Below are 19,716 nucleotides of genomic sequence, written 5' to 3' on the forward strand. Positions count from 1 at the left end.
GGCAGCGGGCCCAGCGTGGCCAGCCCGGCACTGAGCGCCGCCACTTCCGGCCACGCCGCTGCTGGCTGGTTGTCGGGCCGGTTCAGCCCGGCGTGCATCGCCTCCTGCCCCGTGGGTGCCTGCCGCCAGCGGAACCAGCTCATGCGCTCGGCGCCGTGGGCGACAGCTTCCCAACCCCACAATTCCACCGCGCCCTTGGCTGGTGCCGGGTTCCACGCCGCCCAGTTCACCGGGCCGGGCTGTTGTTCGATCACCCACCAGCGCCCCTGCCCGCAGGCACGATACAGGCTGTGGTGGAAGGCGGTCAGATCCGGGTGGCCGGTGCGCAGATAACGCGCCTTGTCGGCCGCAGTGAACGGCCCCTGCCCCAGAAAGCCGATCGGATAGCTATCCCACGCGGCCACATCCATCTGGCGGCCAACGGCAAAATGATCGAATTCCGTAAACAGCCCCATGAAATTGTGGGAAATATCCCGGCCCGGCGACGCCGCGCGCAGGATTTCCACCTGCGCGGCGTTGAAGCGCTCCACCATGGCCGACGAATAGCGCTGCCAATCCAGCCGGTGCGCCGGGTGGCTTTCGGTGACGGTGCCGAACGGCGCATCCACCTCGTCAAAGCCGCGATACTCCTGGCTCCAGAACGCCAAGCCCCACGCCGTGTTCAGCGCCGCAACACTGCCATAGCGCGCCGCCAACCAGCGCCGAAAGCCGGCCTTGGCGGCATCAGAGGTGCTCACCACCGTGTCGTGGCAGCCATATTCATTGTCGGTCTGCCAGGCGGTGACGGCCGGATGCTGGCCATAGCGCTGCGCCATCAGCGAAGTGATGCGCTTGGCCTGTTCCAGAAAGACGTCGGACGAAAAACAATAATGCCGGCGCGAGCCAAAGCCGCGCACCTGCCCGTCGCGACCCTTGGCGAGGATTTCGGGATACGCGTCCACCAGCCATTTCGGCGGTGTGGCGGTGGGCGTGCCCATCACCACTTCGAGGCCCGCCGCGTGCGCAAGGTCCACAGCGCGGTCGAGCCAGTCCCAGTCGAACTGACCAGGTTCCGGCTCGATCCGGCTCCAGGCAAATTCCCCGATCCGCACGAACGACAGGCCCAGCGCCGCCATGCGCTGCACATCGCTGGCCCAAAGCGGCTCAGGCCATTGTTCAGGATACCAGCAAACGCCCAGTTTCATGCGGCAGGCATGCCACGATCACAGGTCAGCGAACAGCTGCTTTCGCGGCCCCAGATAACCGAACAGATAGGCGGCCACCTTGCGCATCTGGATCTCTTCGGAACCTTCGGTGATGCGATAGCGACGGTGGTGGCGGAAGATATGTTCGAACGGCTTGTGCCGGCTGTAGCCAATGCCGCCGTGCACCTGCATCGCCCGGTCGGCGGCTTCGCACACCAACCGGTTGGCCCAGTAATTGCACATGGAAATCTTGTCCGAAAGCTGGCTCTCGATGGCCTCGTGGGGCATGTTGTCCATGTCCCAAGCGGTCTTGTAGATCATCAGGCGCAGCATTTCGCACTGGGTGGCGAGCTCGACCAGCGGGAACTGGATGGCCTGATTTTTCGACAGCGCCTCCCCGAACGGCTTGCGGGTCCGGGCGTATTTCACGCTCTCTTCCACGCAGAAGGTCGCCGCGCCCAACGACGATGCGGCTTGGCGGATGCGGTTCTGGTGAACAAAGCTCTGCGCCAGCGACAGGCCGCCATCGGCCGGGCCCAGCCGGGTCGAATCCGGCACCCACACGTTGGTAAAGCTCACCCGCGGGTGATCGGTGGGCATGTTGAACGTCCACAGATATTCCTCGACCTTCAGGCCGTGCGTGTCGGTGGGCACCAGGAAGCAGCTGATGCCGCGCGCTGCACCGGGCGCGCCCGATGTGCGGCAGAAGGTGGCGCAGTGGGTGGCGACGTGCATGCCGGTCGTCCACATTTTCTCGCCGTTGATCAGCCAGCCATCCACACCGTCGCGGGATTCGGCGACGGCGGTGGTTTCCATGTGGGTGGCGTCGCTGCCGTGATCAGGCTCGGTCAGGCCGAAGGCAGTGATGCGTTTGCGGGCGAAACCACCCAGGATGAATTCCTGCTGCTGCGCCTCGGTGCCGAATGATTCAAACATGGCAACAAACGGGAAATTGCCGACGATGCTGTGTTCGTTCTGCAGATCATTGTGCAGGCCCAGGCCCTTTGCTGCGAACTTGTCGCGGATCACTGCCATCCACAGGTTGCTGCCATCCTTGCCGCCGTATTTCTTCGGCGCCGAAAACCGCCAGTGGCCGGCGTTGTCGGCGCGGATGCTGGCCTCGCGCAGCAGCAATTCCCATTCGCGGCGTGGCAGGCCGCCATGTTCGAAATCGGTGCGCGCCCATTCGCGGCGGTGATCGAAGAAGCGGATATTGTCGTCCTGATTCTCCAGCGGCTTGATCTCGGCTTCGATGAAGGCGTCAAGCTCGGCCAGATAGGCGATCAGATCAGCGGGCAGCGCGAAATCCATGGGTTGGTCCTCCCTTTTTCATGGCCACTGTGGGCCGCCTGCGGTCGCGGCAAAACTGGTTGATTGGGGGAGGTGCACGCAGCAGCGGCAGCCGGAGAGATTGCGTCAATATGGCGCGAATTTTGTCGGGCCAGTTTACAAAATGGATGTAAATACTTCCTTAACTATTGTCCATTTTCAAGATGTTACATGATTTTCTGAACTTGGCACGTATCTTGCAAATTAAAAGGCAAGTCCCATGGGGTCGGGACAAGAAAGATGGGTCACGTGAACAAGATTGCAACGTTTGTTTCAGCCATGGCGGCTGTTGGCATGGCAGGGTCGGTGATGGCGGCAACGCCGATCACGGTGACCCAGACGGTCAACGCCTCCCAATTCACCACCACCCAACAGCAGTCGCGCGTCGGGCCGGGCACCACCACCTTCATCGGTACCGTCAGCAGCACCGGGCCGACTCTGATCCCGATCAGCCGTTTCGACACCAACACCGGCATCCTGGTCGGCGCGCGGATGAGCGTGACACTGCCCTATACGGTGAGCGTTTCGGCCACCGGCGCCATCCCGGCATCGGGCTCCGGCCGCACCGTAGACGTGACCTCGGGCATCAGCGGCACGGTTTCCATCGGCGGCACCAGCATCAGCACCACCAGCTTTGCGGCCACCCCCAAATGCAATTCGGGTGACTGCCTCAACCAGTCCAGCAACAACACCTCCTCCACCACCGGCACGCTGTCCGGCACCACCGCCGTTGCCAGCAGTAACCTGGTCAATCTCGCCGGCACCGGCGCGGGTTCGGTGAATTTCTCCACGTCGGTAAGCAACAGCAACACCCGGATCATCAATGGTTCCGGGGTCACCACCGGTTTTGCCAGAAGCGCTTTCGTTGTGGGCGGCGCCACGGCGGCGAGCAATGTCTACAGCGTTGCCTATGATTATCTGAACTTTGCCAATCCGTCGTTCAGCAACAGCTCGACCGTGACCAGCAGTTCTCTGAACTTCGGTTCGCTGGCACTGGGCAGTGGCCCGGCCCTGCTGAACTTCAACATCACCAACATCGGCAATATCAACACCGCCGGGCTGAGCCTGACGTCGATCAGCCGTTCGACCAGCAACAGCCAGTTCACCAGCACCATCAGCACCTTCACCAATGGTCTGGATGGCGGCTTCACCAACAATTATTCGATCAGCTTCAATCCGCTCGTGGTTGGAACCGTGAACGACATCTTCACCTTCACCTTCGCCGATTTCGCGCCAACGGGCAGTGTGGGTGGCCGCAACTACACGCTGACCATGAACGTGGCCGGTGACGTGTTCGATCCGGTGCCGGAACCGGCCAGCTGGATGATGATGATGCTGGGCTTTGGCCTGGTGGGCAGCATCGCCCGCCGCCGCGCCGTGAGCCAGCCCGGCTGACCTGATTTCGCTCGTCGCGAAGTGGGCGGGGTTGGCGGGGGCCGGCTCCGCCCTTTTTCTTGGCCTCTTGCACTAGATGGTTTGTGGGGCGACGATGCCGGCTTGGGAGACCAACCGATGATCATCAACGCCAATCGCCGCCACCTGCTTGCCGCCGCCATGGCCACGCCATTGTGGGCCAGTTGGGCCGCGCGGGCCGCAGCCCATGAACGCGATGCCGATACGATCCTGCACAATGGCCGGCTGATCACCACGGACGATACGCAGCTTGCAGCCAGTGCGATGGCGATCAAGGATGGCCGCATCATGGCCGTTGGCGGCGATGCCGTGAAGGGCCTGGCCGGCAAGAGCACACGCATGATCGATCTGAAAGGCGCCTGCGTGGTGCCGGGCTTCATTGATTGCCACAATCACCCGATCGGTGATGTGCTGCTGTATGAAACCCTGGTGGGCAATCCGTTCGAGGTGGAGTTCGTCACCATCGCGTCGATCATCGACAAATTGCGCGCCAAGGCTGCGGTCACGCCGCCCGGCTATTGGGTCGATGGCTATTTCCACGACGATACCAAGCTGAAGGATGGCCGGCAGTTGACGGTGGATGATCTCGACAGGATCAGCACCACCCACCCGGTGATGGTGCGCCACCGCGGCGGGCACACCGTGTTCGTCAACAGCTTTGCGCTGGCCATGGCCGGGGTAACGCGCGACACACAGAACCCGCCCGGCGGCACCTTCGATCGGCTGCCCGATGGCCGGCTGAGTGGCCGCATCACCGACAATGCCATTGATCTGGTGGAGGAAAAGGGCCAGCGCCCGGTGCTGGATGCGGCCGAAAAGGCCAAGCGCGCTCGTGCCGGCATGGCGCATATCAGCGGCGAATTCAGCCGCTATGGCCTGACCACGGTGCATCACCAGGGCGGCGATCTGGCCGCCATTCAGGATGTGCGCGCCGCAGGTGGGCTGAAACACCGGGTGAATTACGAAGCCTGGGGGGCGATGGTCGATCAGATGATCGCCGCCGGCCTGAAGACCGGCTTTGGCGATGATTGGATCAAGCTGGGCGCCACCGCCGAACACACCGCCGATGGCAGTTTTTCCGAACGCACCATGGCGCTTTCCACGCCCTATGCCGGCCGCACGCCGGCCTATTATGGCAATGTCACCGAACCGCAGGACGTGCTCGACGCCTGGGTGGAAAAAGTCGTGCGCGCCGGCATCCAGCCCAACATCCACGCCAATGGCGACGTGGCGATCGACATGGCGCTGACCGCCTTTGAACGCGCGCAAGCAAAACTGGCGGTGAAGGATCTGCGGCCCAAGATCACCCATTGCACATTGGTCAACGCCGGCATCCTCAAACGCATGGCGGCGCTGGGCGCGGTGCCGGCGCCGTTCACCAGCTATGCCTATTACAACAGCGACAAGTTCGGATTTTACGGGGCCGATCGCATGGCCCAAGCCATGGCCTTCCGCGATTTCCTCGATCACGGCATCAAGGTGTGCGCTGGCAGCGATTTCTTCCCCGGGCCGTTCGCGCCGCTGATGGGCATCCAGGGCATGGTGACCCGCACCGGCTGGAACGGTGAAACCTGGGGCGCCAATCAGCGCGTTTCCGTGCTGGAGGCCATCCGCATCAACAGCCTGAACGGCGCCTGGGCCGCCAAGGAAGAAGCCATCAAGGGCAGTCTGACCGCCGGCAAACTGGCCGATTATGTCGTGCTGGCCGAAGACCCGACCGTGGTGAAGCCCGATCACATCAAGGACATCAAGATCATCGAGACGGTGGTGGACGGGCGCAGCATGCATCGGGCATGAGGCGCTGCCATGACCGATCTGCACATCCGCCCGGCCTGCGCCGATGAAATCCCGGCGCTGGAAGCCATCATCACCGCCTCGGCCCGCATCCTGAGCCAGGGCTTTTACACGCCCGAAGAAACCGAGGCCGCCATCACCCATGTGTTTGGCGTGGATAGCGAGCTGGTGGCCGATGGCACCTATCTGGTGGTGGAAGACAGCACCGGCGTGCGGCTGGGCTGCGGCGGCTGGAGCCGGCGCGCCACGCTGTTCGGCGGTGACCGTTTTGCCGGGCGCGAATCCGGCCTGCTCGATCCGGCGCGCGATGCCGCCAAGGTTCGCGCCTTTTTCGTGGCGCCGCAGGCCGCCCGGCGCGGCGTGGGTGCGGCCTTGCTCAAGGCCTGCGAAGAGGCAGCCGCGGCAGCCGGATTTGCCCGCACCGAACTGATGGCCACCCTGCCCGGCGTGCCCTTCTATGCCGCCTATGGCTATGTCGCGATGGGTCAGATCAATCAGGATTGCGGCGGCGTGCAGGTGCGATTTGTGCCGATGAAAAAGCAACTCCCCGCCTGAAACAGGCCGCCAGGCCCACATTGTGTTGCGCCAATGCAACGCTTCGCAACTGTATCATTGCCGCAACAGCCCTGCGGCCAAATTGCGGGGTGCGCGAATGGCGTATGTCAGGCACGATTGTTTTGGCGCTTGAAGGCGTCAATTCGGCATCCGCTTGCAGGCCTGAAACCAAGGCTTTCTGGACAGATGCCGGCGGGCGTTGCCAACGAGTGGACAAGGCGGATCGGCGGCGGCTTTGGCCGTGTGTCGATTCGGGACGGCTGGGGGGCCGCTGCACATAGGCCGGCGATTGGCATATCGAAATTCAACCAGGGGACTAACATGTCGCGAATGAACGAACAGGCCCAAAGGGTCGATCTGAAGCTGGCCACCTCGATGGTCGCTCTCGTGCTCGCCGGCATGGCCGCACCGGCCCTTGCCGATGCTGCTGCCGACGATCAGGAAACCGCCGCCGCAGGATCCAAGGAAGACACCACGATCATCGTCACCGGCACCCGCCGGACCGACCGCACCGTGGGCGAAAGCCCGGTGCCGATCGATGTCTTCAGCGCCGACGATTTCAAGGCGCAACCGTCGCCGCAACTGCAGAACATCATCAAGACGCTGGTGCCGTCGTTCAACCAGAACCGCAACCTGTTGGGCGATGCCTCAGCGTTCGTGCGTCCGCCCAACTTGCGCGGCCTGCCGGCTGACCAGATTCTTGTGCTGATCAACGGCAAGCGCATGCACCGTTCGGCGCTGGTGCAGGTCACCGGTGACGCCCTGAACGTCGGTTCGCAGGGCCCCGACCTGTCGCAGATTTCGAGCCCGGCCGTCAGCCGCATCGAAGTGCTGCGCGACGGCGCTGCCGCGCAATATGGCTCCGACGCCATCGCCGGCGTGATCAACATCGGTCTCAGCCGCGCCGATTCGGGCCTGAACCTGGCTGCGCGCTATGGCCAGACCTATCGCGGCGACGGTGAAGACCTGCAGCTCAGCGCCAACGCCGGCTTCAAGCTGGGTGATGGCGGCTTCTTCAACATCACCGGCGAATTCATCGATCAGAACGTGTTCGACCGTTCGGTGCCGCGCCCGGAAATCGCCCCGCTGATCGCCGCCGGCATCACGCCGCCGCGCCCCACGGGCAACCGTCTGGGCCAGCCGTCCAACCGCGCCTATCGCGTGGTGTGGAACGCCGCTGTGCCGGTGGGTGATGGCGATGAAGTCTATGCCTTCGGCAACTATGGCTGGCAGCGCCAGTCCAACGATTTCAACTATCGCCGCCCGATCGCCGTGAGCGCTCAGGACATCCCGCTGCGTCCGGGCACCGGCACGTTCGGCAAGTCGATCGGCACGCCGTGGTATCTGGATCGCATCGGCACCGATCCGGTGTCCGGCCGTGCCGTCTTTGACGCTGAGGGCCGCACCTTCTCGGAAACGTCGATCTTCCCCAACGGCTTCGTGCCAGTGTTCGAAGCCTCGATCGAAGATCTGTCGATCGTCGGCGGCTACAAGGGTTCGACCGAAGGCGGGCTGAAGTATGACTTCACCGCCGCCTTTGGCCGCAACCAGATCCGGTATTTCATGTATGATACGCTGAACCCGTCGCTGGGCCCTGCGTCGCCGACCGATTTCTACCTCGGCAAGGTCACGCAGCAGGAATACAACATCAACGCCGATTTCAGCTATGAAACCGATATCGGCCTCTACAAGCCGCTGTTCATCGCTGCCGGTCTGGAATTCCGCCGCGAAACCTTCGCGGTTGGCCTGGGTGACCGCGCTTCGTGGGAACCGGGTCCGTTCGGTTCGCAGCTGGTTGAGCGCAACGATCTCACGCGCTTCAACGTGACCAAGGCCGTGGGTGCCAACGGCTTCCCGGGCTTCGGTCCGGATTCGGTGGCTGAAGGTGGCCGCAACAACTATTCGGCCTACCTCGATTTCGAAGCCGAAGTGGTTGAAGGCCTCGATCTCGGCCTTGCTGCACGCTACGATTATTTCAACGACTTCGGCAGCACCTTCAACGGCAAGTTCAGCGCCCGTTGGGCCATCAACGATGTCATCGCCCTGCGCGGTGCCGCGTCGACCGGCTTCCGCGCGCCAACGCCCGGCCAGCAGTTCACCCAGAACACGCAAACCGGCTTCCCGCAGGGCAGCGCAGTGCCGGTGGCAACGCAGACTGCTCGTCCGGACAGCATCTCGGCGCAATATTACGGCGCCAAAGAACTGACCCCCGAAAAATCGACCAGCTTCTCGGGCGGCTTTGTCGTCACCCCGGGCAGCGGCTTCAACCTGACGGTCGATTTCTACAACATCGTCGTCAAGGACCGTATCGGCATCACCTCGTCGATTAACACAACCGCGGCAGATCAGCAGGCGCTGCTGGCGCTGGGCCTGACCACTGCACTTGATCTGGGCCAGGTGAACTATTTCACCAACGGCTTCCGCACCCGCACGCAAGGTTTTGACATCGTGTTGTCGCACCGGGCTGATGTCGGTGGCGGTCGCCTGAACTCCAGCATCGCGGTCAACTACAACAAGACCAAGGTCACCGATCGCCGGACGATCGCCCTGTCGACCATCCGGCCGACAGATACCCGCGTGCTGAGCCTGATCGACAACACCCGCAAGGGCAACATCGAGGACAGCAACCCGCGCTGGCGCGCTGTGCTGAGCACCGCCTACACCAACGGTGCGTTCGACCTGACGGTGCGAGCCAATTATTTCGGCAAGTTCACCACCTACTTCCTGCCGATCGGCTCGGTGCCGGCTGGCGTGGATCCGGTGGCCTTCCGCGCCCTGTATCCGGCGCCGAATGCAGCCGCGCAAACGGGTGAGTGGGGCAAGACGTTCGGCTCCGAAATCGGCATCGACGTCGAAGCCGGGTTCACCGTCGCCGAGAATTATCGTCTCGCGGTGGGTGTCGAAAACCTGTTCAACAATTATCCGGACGTTGAAACCCGCAACGCCTATCCGTCGACCGGCGGCCAGGCCAACGGCTCCATCTACCCCGGCTCCTCGCCGCTGGGTCAGGCGGGCGGCTTCTGGTACGTGCGCGCCACCGCCAAGTTCTAAGCGGAGGCGCAAGCAATATCGCTTGCCAACAGCGGGCGGCAGGACAATCCTGCCGCCCGCTTCTTTTTGCAACCGAAGGGGAACCACCATGAAACTGATCGCACTTGCTGCTGCGGGCCTGGCGATGGCCGCTGCTGCGCCGGCGCTGGCCGCGCCGAAGGCCAATGTTGAAAAGGTCGGCCCGGCCGGCGGCCGCATCCTCACCGCCGCCAAGGTTTCGGCCAAGGCCACCACCGTCTATCTGTCGGGCAACCTCGCTTCGCCGGCGACGCCCGGCGGCAGCGATTATGGTGACACCAAGACCCAGACGATCAGCACGCTGAACAAGATCAAGGAACTGCTGGCAACCCACGGCATGACCATGAAGGACATCGTGCGCATGGATGCCTATCTGGTCGCCGCGCCGGGCATGGACGGCAAGATGGACTTCGCCGGCTTCAACGCCGGGTTCGCGGAGTTCTTCAACACGGCCGAAAACCCCACCACCACCACCCGCACCACCATGCAGATCAGCGCACTGGCCGGCCCGCAGTTCCTGGTGGAACTGACGGTGATCGCGGCCAAATAAGGCCGCGCACCGCGCAATCAGGCGGGCCGCCGGGGCAACCCGGTGGCCCGTCTTGCACTACAGCAGCACGCGTTCCGGTTTCGGTACTTCGTTCAGGATCGTCTGGTGATCGATGAGCATCAGCGGCTTGATATGCCCGTCGCGCAGATCATAGACCCAGCCGTGCAGCTGCAATGGTTTGCCGGCGGCAAAGGCATCCTGCACCGGCCCGGTGCGCGCCAGATGCAGCAGCTGATCGCGGACATTGATTTCCACCAGCCGGTTCACCTGCTGCTCGCCTTGCGGCAGCCCCTCGATCTCGCCGCGGTGTTCGTCCAGCACCTGGCGGGCATGTTCCAGCCAGTGCGCGATCGGCCCTTCGGGTGCGCCATCCAGCGCCGCCTGGATGCCGCCGCAGCCATAATGGCCGCAGATCACCACATGGGCCACTTCCAGCACATTGATGGCATAATGCAGCACGGCCATCAGGTTGCGATCATCGGGATAGACAAGATTGGCGATGTTGCGATGCACGAACAGGCCGCCGGGCACCGCCTGAGTCATCTGATCGGGCGCGACCCGGCTATCGGAACAGCCAATCCACAGGAACACCGGACGCTGCAAATTGATGTTGCGATTGAAGAATTCCGGGTTCTCCGCCAGCATTTCGGCGGCCCAGGCCCGGTTTGACAGCAACAGCTGATCGATTTCCTGCATGATGTCCTCTGGGCAGCTTCAGGTGGCGCGGGCGCGGGTGATGGGCGCGTTGATCTGGCCGGCAGCGCGGTGGGTGTGATCGGCGCGGATCTTCACATCGATGCCGCGATATTGAGCCGCCTTGGCATAGCCGTTGATGATATCGATGCAATCCAGATCGACATATGAGGTCGCCGACAGGTCGATCAGCAGCGACGCGCCTTCCGGCACCCGTTCCAGCGCCTGCTGCAACGCCGGCTTATGCATGAAATAAAGATTGCGCCGCGCCCGCACCATCACCGTATCCCCCAGTTCGACATAGGTGATGATGTTGCCGGTGGAGCGCCAGATGACAAAGGCCATGCCCACCACCAGGCCGATGGCGATACCAATCAGCAGATCGGTGAACAGGATGGCCAGCACCGTCACCACGAACGGGATGAACTGGCTGAGGCCCTGTTTCCAGCGCTGCACAAACAACGCCGGCTTGGCCAGCTTGTAACCGGTGGCGATCAGCACGGCGGCCAGCGCCGCGAGCGGGATGAGGTTGAGAATGGCCGGCATCAGCGCCAGGCCGAGCAGCAGCCACAGCCCGTGCAACATGGTGGACAGCCGCGAATCCGCGCCCGATTCCACATTGGCCGATGAACGCACGATCACCGAGGTGACGGGCAAGCCGCCCAACAGCCCCGAAACGAGATTGCCCGCGCCTTGCGCCAGCAATTCGCGGTTCTTGTCGGTCACCCGGCGCTTGGGATCGAGTTCATCCACAGCCTTCACGCTGAGCAGCGATTCAAGGCTGGCAACGATGGCCAGGGTGAGCGCCACCGTCCACACCTGGGGATTGTTGATGGCGGTAAAATCCGGCAGCCGCACCTGATCGACCAGCGCCCATGGCGTCGCCGACACCGGCACCTGCACCAGATGGCTGGCAGCAATGTGCAGATCGGGCGCAAACTGGCGGAACGCTTCGTTGGCACCCACGGCAAACAGCACCACCACCAGCGGGCCAGGCAGCAGCTTCAACGGGCCATCCTTGGGCTTGGCCTTGTCCCACCAGAACAGGAAGACCAGGCTGATCACGGCGATCAGCGCGGCGCCCCAGACGATATTGTTGCTGAGGATATGGCTGAGCGCCGACAGCGTGTTTTCACCGTCGGGCTGGATGAAGCCCATGTCGCCTTCGGGATCGCGATCATAGCCAACCGCATGCGGCAATTGTTTCAGGATCAGGATCAGGCCGATGGCCGCCAGCATGCCGGTGATCACCGCCCCCGGCACGAATTCGGCGATCACACCACCACGGGTGGCAGCGAAAATCAGCTGCAACGCGCCAGCCAGGCAGACGGCGAGCAGAAAGGCTTCAAAGCTTGGCAGGCTGGTGATGCCAGCCAGCACGATGGTGGTAAGGCCGGCTGCCGGGCCAGACACCGACAGCGGCGAACCGCTGAGCGCGCCGACCATGATACCGCCGACAATGCCCGCCACCAGGCCCGCCATCAGCGGCGCGCCAGAGGCCAGCGCCACGCCCAGACACAGCGGCAGCGCCACCAGCGCCACCACGATCGACGCCGGCACATCCTGCCGCCAACTGGCCAGCAGTCCAGACTTTTCCTGCATTCGAACCTCTAAGATTACAGCGCCGCAATGAATAGCAGCACTGCGCTGCATTGCATCATTACGGAACAGCAATATTTCTGCTAGCTTGCACTGTGGATACAGATTCGCCAGTGATGGCGGCATGTCGACAAAGCCGCCACTGCAAGCCGTAATCGTGCCGGTCACGCCCCTCCAGCAGAATTGCACCCTGATCTGGTGCACGAAAACCATGCGCGGCGCCTTCACCGATCCGGGCGGCGACCTTGACCGGTTGAAGCAGGTGGCTGCCGATCATGGAGTGACCATCGAGAAACTGCTCGTCACCCACGGTCATATCGATCATTGCGGCCTGACGGCGGTGCTGGCCCGCGATCTGGGGGTGCCGATCGAAGGCCCGCACCCCGACGACAAATTCTGGATCGACATGAACCCGGCGCAAGGTGCGGCCTATGGCGTGCCGGGCGCCGAAGCCTTCACGCCCGATCGCTGGCTGCACGATGGTGATCAGGTGACGGTGGGCGAACTGGTGCTGGATGTCTATCACTGCCCCGGCCACACGCCCGGCCATGTCGTGTTTCACCACGCGCCGTCACAGCTCGCCATCGTGGGCGACGTGTTGTTCCAGGGCAGCATCGGCCGCACCGATTTTCCCAAGGGCAATTTTCAGGATCTGGTGACGGCCATCACCACCAAGCTGTGGCCGTTGGGCAATGAAACGGCCTTCGTTCCCGGCCACGGCCCGATGAGCACCTTCGGCCGCGAACGCCAGGCCAATGCCTATGTGGCCGACCGGATGCTGGACTGAGGATTTTTCAGGGTCGCGGTCTGGAACGCGCGACCAACAAACGTCAGACGAAATCCGGCGTGGCACTAGGGCCAAGTCCGAGGCCCAACGCCAGCGCCCACAGCGACAGCCCGAGCATCAAGGTGAAGGTCACCACCACGCCAACCGAACGAAAGGCGTTTGGCGATGGCCGCGACATGCCAATGGCGTGCGAAATACGCGCCAGCACCAGCGTTCCGCCCGTGATCCAAAGCCAGGGCGAGTGGTGGCCAGCCGTCAGTTCGATGCCGGCCATCAACACCAACAGAAAGGGCACATGTTCGGCGAAATTGCCGTGGGTGCGAATGCGTTCCAGCAAGCGCTGATCGCCGCCGTCACCCATTGAGACCATGCCCGCGAGCCGCCGCTGCACCACCCGCAGGCTGAGCACGAAAAACACGATGCCAAGGGTGCCCGCAGTCAGCAACGTAGCCGGAATCAGCATGGCATTCCCCTTTTGTGCGCAGAAATCAGGACTGCGAGGCTTTCTTGGGTGCTTCCGGCACCCAGCGACCGATCAGCTTGTAGCTGCGCTCATACCATTTGGATTCCGGATAATTGTTGCCCAGCACGGCGGCCGATTTGGCCGCTTCTTCCGGGATGCCCAAGGCCAGATAGGATTCAACCAGCCGGTGCAGCGCTTCGGGCGCATGGCTGGTGGTGTCGAACTTCTCGATCACGGTGCGGAACCGGATGGCCGCCGCCAGATACAGGCCCTGGCTCTGGTAGAAACGCCCGACCTCCATTTCCTTGCCGGCAAGATGGTCGCGGGCCAGATCGATCTTCTGCCGGGCATCGGCGGCATAATCGGTGTTGGGATAGCGGCGGATGAGTTCACCCAGCGAATCCAGCGCCTGCTGCGTGGTCTTCTGATCCTTGTTGACCGACATGATCTGGTTGTAGTGGCTGAGCGCCACCATGTAATAGGCATAGGGCGCTTCACGGCTGCCGGGGTGCAGCGACAGGAAACGCTGGGAAGCACCAATGGCTTCCTGATATTCACCGGCGGCATAATAAGCAAAAGACGACATCAGCTGCGCTCGCCGCGCCCAAACACTGTAGGGATGCTGGCGCTCGACTTCATCGAACTGGGCGCCGGCAAGCCGATATTGCCGCTTTGCCAGCGTTTCACGGGCAGCGCTGTAAAGCGTCTCCACATCCTGAGCGAGATAGCTTTGATCCTTCTTGGCCTTGCGGCCGCCGCCGCACGCCGTGAGCAACACGGGAGACAGAAGCAAAAGGGCGATAGCGATGCGGTTCGTACGGGGCATGCGGGCATCCCTAGCAGGATGGTTGCGATGGGGAAAGATGCGGGAAAGCGGATGAACAAGGGCTGGCTGGCGAGCCCATCCACGGCGCAGGCATCACATATCCTGCGGCCGCCGGCGGATCACCAGATTGCGGATCTCGGTCATGTCTTCCATGGCAAAGCGCACGCCTTCGCGGCCCAGCCCTGAATCCTTCACGCCGCCATAGGGCATGTTGTCGACGCGGTAGCTGGGCACATCGTTGATAACGACACCGCCAACATCGAGATGATCCCAGGCCTTCAGCATCTCGAACAGATCGCGGGTGAAGATGCCGGCCTGCAGGCCGAACTTGCTGTCGTTGACGATGGCCAGCGCTTCATCGAAAGATTTGAAGCGGGTGAAAAAAGCCACCGGGCCAAAGGCTTCTTCCGTGTTCAGCTTGGCAGTGCGTGGCACATTTTCCAGCAGGGTTGCCGCCAGCATGGCGCCGTCGCGCTGGCCGCCACACAACAGCGTCGCGCCGCTGGCCACGGCTTCGGCGATCCAGTTTTCCAGCCGGGCGGCTTCCTTCACGTCGATCATCGGGCCAATGAAGGTGCTTTCTTCGCGCGGATCGCCGGCGATCAGCTTTGCCGTGCGTTCCACCAGCTTGGCCTTGAAGGCGTCGTACACGGCATCATGCACCAGGATGCGCTGCACACCGATACACGACTGGCCGGACTGGTAAAAAGCGCCAAACACCGTGCGATCGGCCGCATCATCCAGATCGGCATCCGGCATGATGATCACCGCTGCATTACCGCCGAGTTCCAGCACCACCTTCTTCTTGCCAGCGCGCGCCTTCAGATCCCAACCCACGTCCGGCGATCCGGTGAAGCTGAGCAGTTTCAGCCGGTCATCGGTGGTGAACAGGTCCGCGCCTTCGCGGTGGGCGGGCAGGATCGAAAATGCGCCGGCCGGCAGATTGGTTTCGGCCAGCACTTCGCCGATGATAATGGCGCCCAGCGGCGTGCGGCTGGCCGGTTTCATCACGAACGGGCAGCCCACTGCGATGGCCGGCGCGATCTTGTGGGCGGCCAGATTGAGCGGGAAGTTGAACGGCGACACGAAGCTGCACGGGCCGATGGGCACGCGTTTCCACATGCCCTGATAGCCCTTGGCCCGCGCCGAAATATCGAGCGGCTGCACCTCGCCCGTCATCCGCACGCTTTCTTCCGCAGCGATGCGGAAGGTGTCGATCAGGCGACCGACCTCGCCACGGGAATCGCGGATCGGTTTGCCGGCCTCGATGCACAGCGCCTGCGCCAGTTCCTCGGCCCGTTCCGTAAAGCGCGTCACGCAGTGCGCCAGCACCGCCTGCCGTTCAAAACTGGCCATCGCCGCCATCGGTGCAGCGGCGGCCACGGCGGCGGCAATGCCGCGATCAATGGTGGCGGCATCGGCCATGGCAACGCGCGTCGCTGCCTGTCCGGTGAACTTGTCGGTCACCACCAGATCGGCGTTGGGCTGCTCGGCCCGATTGGCCACATAGAGCGGATAGGTCTCGCGCAGCGCCATGGTCTTGCCTTTCAGACGGTCAGCACGATCTTGCCGAGCGCCTTGCGGTCCATCATCCAGCGGATCGCTTCAGCGCCTTCATCCAGCGCAAAATGGCGCGAGACATGCGGTTTCAACTTGCCTTCGCCATACCAACGCAGCAGCTCTTCCATATTCTGCTGGTGCAGCGCCGGCTCGGCCTGGGTGAACGCCCCCCAGAACACGCCGACGATGCTGGCGCCCTTGATCAGCGGCAGATTGAGCGGCAGCGCCGGAATGGCCCCAGCCGCAAAGCCGATGACCAGATAACGGCCATTCCAGGCGATGCCGCGGAAGGCCGGTTCGGCAAAACGATCACCCACCGGATCATAGATCACATCGACGCCGCGCCCGTTGGTCAGCGCCTTGATGCGCTCCTTCAGGTCTTCGGTGGCATAGTTGATCGTCTCGTCGGCGCCCATCTCGCGGCACAACGCCAGCTTTTCATCGGAACTGGCCGCCGCGATCACCTTGGCACCCATCACCTTGCCGAGTTCCACCGCCGTCAGGCCGACACCGCCGGCCGCACCCAGCACCAACAGCGTTTCACCGGGTTTCAACTGGCCGCGCTGTTTCAGCGCGTGGTGGCTGGTGCCATAGGTCATGGTGAAACCGGCGGCGACGTCGAACGGCATGCCCGGCGCCATCTTCACGATCTGGCCGCGATTGGCGATTACTTCCTCGGCCATGGCGCCGTGACCGGTCATGGCGATGACCGCGTCGCCCACGGCGATATCGGCCACGCCTTCGCCCACCGCGCTCACCACGCCGGCACATTCGCCGCCGGGGCTGAACGGCAGCGCCGGTTTGAACTGATAGAGATTCTGGATGATCAGCGTGTCGGGGAAATTCACGCCCACCGCCTTCACGCTGATCCGCACCTGGCCACGGCCGGGTTCGGGCGTCGGGATATCCTTCACCACCAGCTTTTCCGGTGGCCCATGTTCAACGCACAGCACGGCCTTCATGTGATGCTCTCCCCAGATCGAATTTGCCTGACCATAGCCGCCGGTCAGGCCAGCGCCAATCCTGCCAATAGTGAATTGCCCAACAAGCGGAATTCCGCTTCACGAGGGGACCCCTGCCGCCAGACCAGCGCCACCGTGCGAAACGCATTTCCCGAAACCGGTCGCGCGATCAGGCCGCTGTGGGCGATGATGCCGGCATCCAGCGCCAATTTTGGCACCAGCGTCTGCCCCAAACCACCGGCAACCATTTCCACCAGCGTCACCAGGCTGGTGCCGCGATGGGCGGGATCGGCGCGCAGTTCCGGGCGGCCACAGGCGGAAAGCACCTGTTCCTTCAGGCAATGGCCATCTTCCAGCAGCAGCAGATGATGCGGATCAATGGCATCGGGCGCCACGGCCGGCGGCGGATCAGGCAGATCGCCGGCGCGGAAAACCAGCGAGAACGGGTCTTCAAACAGCGGCATCACCGCCAGCCCCGCCGTGTCCCACGGCAGCGCCAGCAACACCATATCCAGCATGCCGCGGCTGAGCGCTTCGGTGGCCGGGCCGCTCATCTCTTCGCGCAGGTGCAGTTTCAGATCCGGCCAATCGGCCCGAACACGCGGCAGCGCGCGGGGCAGCAGATAAGGCGCGATGGTGGGGATGACTCCCAGCCGCAGCGGACCCGACAAGGGCTTGTCCCCGCCCACCGTCAGCCCGGCCAGTTCATCGGCTTCACGCAGCACGGTGTAGGCCTTGGCCACTACCCGTTCCCCCATCGGCGTGAAGCGCACGACCCGGCGGTTGCGTTCCACCAGGCGCACGCCCAGCAGCGATTCCAGCTCGGCCAGGCCAGCCGACAAGGTGGACTGGGTGACAAAGCAGGTTTCCGCCGCCCGGCCGAAATGGCCGTGGATGTGCAGCGCGGTCAGATACTGCAATTGCTTCAAGGTGGGCAGAAAGGCTGTCATCGACAAACTCGATTTGTAACAGCGATATTATCGATTGGATTTCTATCTCGTGCAAGGCCAATGGAGCCGTGCTGGCCCCGGGTCGGCCCGATTTTCCACCCCATTTCACAAGGATCCACCTCATGGCTCTCACCGTTGGCGATACCGTTCCTTCCTTCGATCTGCCGGTGCAGCAGGGCGTTGCCGCGCTGCCGAACGGCGAAAGCCTGGACATCACCACCGCCTATCCGGGCAAGTGGAAGATCCTGTTTTACTGGCCGAAGGATTTCACCTTCGTCTGCCCGACCGAAATCATCGGCTATGGCGATCTGCTGAGCGATTTCGCCGATCGTGATGCCGTGCTGATCGGCGCGTCGACCGATACCGATTTCGTGCACTTCGCCTGGCGCAAGTCGGACGAGCGTCTGGCCGCCTGCGATTTCCCGTGGCTGGCCGATAACAGCAAGCTGCTGGCCGATGCCCTTGGCATCATCGTTGCCGGTGCCGGTGTGCCGCTGCGCGCCACCTTCATCATCGATCCGGACAATGTCATCCAGCACGTCACTGCCAACGGGCTCAATGTGGGCCGCAACCCGGCCGAAACGCTGCGCATCCTTGACGCGCTGCAGACCGACGAGCTGTGCCCGTGCAACTGGACCGAAGGCCAAGACACGTTGAAGCCAGCCGCATGACGGCGCGTGGGCAGTGCGCAAGCACTGCCCACCGACTCGTCAAAGGCCGGCCGGCGGGGCGGTGGGCAAGCTTGGGAAGGCTTGGATTTCCAAGCCAATCCAAGGGCCCGTCGAACCCGTTCGACGTCAGCCGCGGCTTTGCCGCGGCCCCTTCCCCTTCGTTCAACCCTCCCCCACCGAGGGGAAAGGAACTCCCATGATCTTTTCCGAACTCGCCAAGACCCTGCCGGATTACGCCAAGGACCTGCGCCTCAACGTCTCCAGCCTGCTGGCCGAGCAGCTGCTCAGCGATCAACAGAAGTGGGGCACCATCGTTGCCGTTGCCCATGCCTGCGCGCACAAGCCGCTGATCGACGCGGCCGAAGCCGAAGCCGCGACCAAGCTCAGCCCCGAAGCGATGAACGCTGCCAAGGCCGCCGCCAGCATCATGGCGATGAACAACATCTATTATCGCTTCACCTACATGGCGTCGCGGCCGGACTACAAGACGATGCCGGCTAAGCTGCGCATGAACGTGATCGGCACGCCGGGTATCGATAAGGCCGATTTCGAGCTGTACAGCCTGGCGGTTTCGGCGGTGAACGGCTGCGGCATGTGCATCGACGCCCACGACAAGGTGCTGGCCCAGCATGGTGTGGCCGCTGACAAGATCCAGGCTTCGGTGCGCATCGCCGCCGTCGTGCATGCGGTGGCGCGGACACTTCAGGCGCTGTAACGCCGCCAACAAACAACGCCGGCCTTGTAACGCCGCCAAAATGGCCAACATGAAAGGTCAGTCATCCTTGGCGGGGTGGCTGGCCTTTCTGTTTGAAGTAGATTAAGTGTCACTCAAATCGGTCGCCAGCTCCCGGGCCGGCCGGAGAAATGCCATGGGCCTGATCACTTATCTCGACTCGGTGAAGCAGCGCGATCCAGCGCCGCGCTCGCGCTGGGAAATCCTCACCTATCCCGGCGTTTGGGCGCTGGGCCTGCACCGGGTCGCCCATCTGCTGTTCGGTGCGCGATTCTTCTTCCTGGCGCGGCTGATCAATCATTTCAGCCGCTTCCTCACCGCCATCGACATTCACCCCGGTGCCCGCATCGGGCGCAATTTCTTCATCGATCACGGCTTCGTGGTGATCGGCGAAACCGCCGAGATTGGCGACGAGGTGACGATCTATCAGTGCGTGACTCTCGGCGGCACCGATCCGGCCGGCGGCACGGGCGGCAAGCGCCACCCGACCATCCTCGATGGCGCCATTGTCGGTTCCGGCGCGCAGGTGCTGGGGCCGATCACCGTCGGTGCCAACGCCCGCATCGGTGCCAATGCCG

Annotated in this window: 18 protein-coding genes; 9 read left to right on the plus strand and 9 right to left on the minus strand. The window is 63.2% G+C overall.

All coding sequences use genetic code 11. The annotated features are described in order from the left end of the window. Both RMO81_RS16000 and RMO81_RS16005 read right to left on the minus strand, forming a co-directional pair. The coding region (locus tag RMO81_RS16000; protein ID WP_310476955.1) for a beta-galactosidase at positions 1 to 1,184 on the minus strand (1,184 nt) is incomplete at its 3' end. Positions 1,185 to 1,202: 18 nt separating this feature from the next. After that, the gene (locus RMO81_RS16005) at positions 1,203 to 2,495 is read right to left on the minus strand and encodes an acyl-CoA dehydrogenase (RefSeq protein ID WP_310476956.1); all 1,293 of its coding nucleotides are present in this window, start codon (positions 2,493 to 2,495) and stop codon (positions 1,203 to 1,205) included. A 267-nt stretch (positions 2,496 to 2,762) separates the two neighbouring features. On the opposite strand from RMO81_RS16005, the gene RMO81_RS16010 reads away from it, so the two are divergent. From RMO81_RS16010 to RMO81_RS16030, 5 genes are all read left to right on the plus strand, one after another. Then, the gene (locus tag RMO81_RS16010; RefSeq protein ID WP_310476957.1) at positions 2,763 to 3,908 is read left to right on the plus strand and encodes a PEPxxWA-CTERM sorting domain-containing protein; all 1,146 of its coding nucleotides are present in this window, start codon (positions 2,763 to 2,765) and stop codon (positions 3,906 to 3,908) included. 117 nt (positions 3,909 to 4,025) lie between these two features. Continuing rightward, entirely contained in the window at positions 4,026 to 5,723 is a 1,698-nt protein-coding gene (locus RMO81_RS16015; protein WP_310476959.1) for an amidohydrolase, read from the plus strand. A gap of 9 nt (positions 5,724 to 5,732) precedes the next feature. Continuing rightward, positions 5,733 to 6,275 carry a GNAT family N-acetyltransferase gene (locus tag RMO81_RS16020; protein ID WP_310476961.1) on the plus strand — a complete coding sequence of 181 codons (543 nt, stop codon included), beginning with the start codon at positions 5,733 to 5,735 and terminating at the stop codon, positions 6,273 to 6,275. A 321-nt stretch (positions 6,276 to 6,596) separates the two neighbouring features. Continuing rightward, the gene (locus RMO81_RS16025) at positions 6,597 to 9,326 is read left to right on the plus strand and encodes a TonB-dependent receptor domain-containing protein (RefSeq protein ID WP_310476962.1); all 2,730 of its coding nucleotides are present in this window, start codon (positions 6,597 to 6,599) and stop codon (positions 9,324 to 9,326) included. A gap of 88 nt (positions 9,327 to 9,414) precedes the next feature. Beyond that, positions 9,415 to 9,894: a Rid family hydrolase gene (locus RMO81_RS16030; RefSeq protein ID WP_310476963.1), complete on the plus strand. Its 480-nt coding sequence runs from the start codon at positions 9,415 to 9,417 to the stop codon at positions 9,892 to 9,894. 57 nt (positions 9,895 to 9,951) lie between these two features. On the opposite strand, the gene RMO81_RS16035 is transcribed toward RMO81_RS16030, so the two are convergent. Together RMO81_RS16035 and RMO81_RS16040 are read right to left on the minus strand one after the other, a co-directional pair. Next, positions 9,952 to 10,590, minus strand: coding sequence for a carbonic anhydrase (locus RMO81_RS16035; protein ID WP_310476965.1), 639 nt, complete (start codon positions 10,588 to 10,590; stop codon positions 9,952 to 9,954). An 18-nt stretch (positions 10,591 to 10,608) separates the two neighbouring features. Beyond that, positions 10,609 to 12,189, minus strand: a complete 1,581-nt coding sequence (locus RMO81_RS16040; RefSeq protein WP_310476966.1) for a SulP family inorganic anion transporter — start codon at positions 12,187 to 12,189, stop codon at positions 10,609 to 10,611. A 121-nt stretch (positions 12,190 to 12,310) separates the two neighbouring features. Between RMO81_RS16040 and RMO81_RS16045 the strand changes: the two genes are divergently transcribed. Next, complete coding sequence (locus tag RMO81_RS16045; protein WP_310476967.1) at positions 12,311 to 12,973, plus strand: MBL fold metallo-hydrolase; 663 nt, start codon at positions 12,311 to 12,313, stop codon at positions 12,971 to 12,973. A gap of 43 nt (positions 12,974 to 13,016) precedes the next feature. Here RMO81_RS16045 and RMO81_RS16050 read toward each other — a convergent pair whose 3' ends face one another. From RMO81_RS16050 to RMO81_RS16070, 5 genes are all read right to left on the minus strand, one after another. Further along, entirely contained in the window at positions 13,017 to 13,436 is a 420-nt protein-coding gene (locus RMO81_RS16050) for an MAPEG family protein (RefSeq protein ID WP_310476968.1), read from the minus strand. A gap of 25 nt (positions 13,437 to 13,461) precedes the next feature. Then, complete coding sequence (locus tag RMO81_RS16055) at positions 13,462 to 14,262, minus strand: outer membrane protein assembly factor BamD (protein WP_310476969.1); 801 nt, start codon at positions 14,260 to 14,262, stop codon at positions 13,462 to 13,464. A 93-nt stretch (positions 14,263 to 14,355) separates the two neighbouring features. After that, positions 14,356 to 15,798, minus strand: coding sequence for an aldehyde dehydrogenase family protein (locus tag RMO81_RS16060; protein WP_310476970.1), 1,443 nt, complete (start codon positions 15,796 to 15,798; stop codon positions 14,356 to 14,358). 11 nt (positions 15,799 to 15,809) lie between these two features. Continuing rightward, positions 15,810 to 16,784: an NADPH:quinone oxidoreductase family protein gene (locus RMO81_RS16065; RefSeq protein ID WP_310476971.1), complete on the minus strand. Its 975-nt coding sequence runs from the start codon at positions 16,782 to 16,784 to the stop codon at positions 15,810 to 15,812. A gap of 44 nt (positions 16,785 to 16,828) precedes the next feature. Continuing rightward, positions 16,829 to 17,734: a hydrogen peroxide-inducible genes activator gene (locus tag RMO81_RS16070; RefSeq protein WP_310476972.1), complete on the minus strand. Its 906-nt coding sequence runs from the start codon at positions 17,732 to 17,734 to the stop codon at positions 16,829 to 16,831. A 122-nt stretch (positions 17,735 to 17,856) separates the two neighbouring features. Between RMO81_RS16070 and RMO81_RS16075 the strand changes: the two genes are divergently transcribed. The 3 genes from RMO81_RS16075 to epsC all read left to right on the plus strand — a co-directional run. Continuing rightward, positions 17,857 to 18,405 (plus strand): peroxiredoxin, encoded by a 549-nt coding sequence (locus RMO81_RS16075; protein WP_310476973.1) that lies wholly within the window; start codon positions 17,857 to 17,859, stop codon positions 18,403 to 18,405. A 196-nt stretch (positions 18,406 to 18,601) separates the two neighbouring features. Then, entirely contained in the window at positions 18,602 to 19,120 is a 519-nt protein-coding gene (locus tag RMO81_RS16080; RefSeq protein ID WP_310476974.1) for a carboxymuconolactone decarboxylase family protein, read from the plus strand. Positions 19,121 to 19,274: 154 nt separating this feature from the next. After that, a partial coding sequence (gene epsC / locus RMO81_RS16085; RefSeq protein ID WP_310476975.1) for a serine O-acetyltransferase EpsC occupies positions 19,275 to 19,716 on the plus strand: 442 nt, incomplete at its 3' end.

The sequence above is a fragment of the Sandarakinorhabdus sp. genome (assembly GCF_031422795.1).
In the GTDB taxonomy this organism is placed as follows: Bacteria; Pseudomonadota; Alphaproteobacteria; order Sphingomonadales; family Sphingomonadaceae; genus Sandarakinorhabdus.

Excerpts from the sequence above, each read along its gene's own strand:
- RMO81_RS16005 (WP_310476956.1), bottom strand. The coding sequence starts at position 2,495 with ATGGATTTCGCGCTGCCCGCTGATCTGATCGCCTATCTGGCCGAGCTT.
- RMO81_RS16015 (WP_310476959.1), top strand. The coding sequence starts at position 4,026 with ATGATCATCAACGCCAATCGCCGCCACCTGCTTGCCGCCGCCATGGCC.
- RMO81_RS16020 (WP_310476961.1), top strand. The coding sequence starts at position 5,733 with ATGACCGATCTGCACATCCGCCCGGCCTGCGCCGATGAAATCCCGGCG.
- RMO81_RS16025 (WP_310476962.1), top strand. The coding sequence starts at position 6,597 with ATGTCGCGAATGAACGAACAGGCCCAAAGGGTCGATCTGAAGCTGGCC.
- RMO81_RS16030 (WP_310476963.1), top strand. The coding sequence starts at position 9,415 with ATGAAACTGATCGCACTTGCTGCTGCGGGCCTGGCGATGGCCGCTGCT.
- RMO81_RS16035 (WP_310476965.1), bottom strand. The coding sequence starts at position 10,590 with ATGCAGGAAATCGATCAGCTGTTGCTGTCAAACCGGGCCTGGGCCGCC.
- RMO81_RS16040 (WP_310476966.1), bottom strand. The coding sequence starts at position 12,189 with ATGCAGGAAAAGTCTGGACTGCTGGCCAGTTGGCGGCAGGATGTGCCG.
- RMO81_RS16045 (WP_310476967.1), top strand. The coding sequence starts at position 12,311 with ATGTCGACAAAGCCGCCACTGCAAGCCGTAATCGTGCCGGTCACGCCC.
- RMO81_RS16050 (WP_310476968.1), bottom strand. The coding sequence starts at position 13,436 with ATGCTGATTCCGGCTACGTTGCTGACTGCGGGCACCCTTGGCATCGTG.
- RMO81_RS16055 (WP_310476969.1), bottom strand. The coding sequence starts at position 14,262 with ATGCCCCGTACGAACCGCATCGCTATCGCCCTTTTGCTTCTGTCTCCC.
- RMO81_RS16060 (WP_310476970.1), bottom strand. The coding sequence starts at position 15,798 with ATGGCGCTGCGCGAGACCTATCCGCTCTATGTGGCCAATCGGGCCGAG.
- RMO81_RS16065 (WP_310476971.1), bottom strand. The coding sequence starts at position 16,784 with ATGAAGGCCGTGCTGTGCGTTGAACATGGGCCACCGGAAAAGCTGGTG.
- RMO81_RS16070 (WP_310476972.1), bottom strand. The coding sequence starts at position 17,734 with ATGACAGCCTTTCTGCCCACCTTGAAGCAATTGCAGTATCTGACCGCG.
- RMO81_RS16075 (WP_310476973.1), top strand. The coding sequence starts at position 17,857 with ATGGCTCTCACCGTTGGCGATACCGTTCCTTCCTTCGATCTGCCGGTG.
- RMO81_RS16080 (WP_310476974.1), top strand. The coding sequence starts at position 18,602 with ATGATCTTTTCCGAACTCGCCAAGACCCTGCCGGATTACGCCAAGGAC.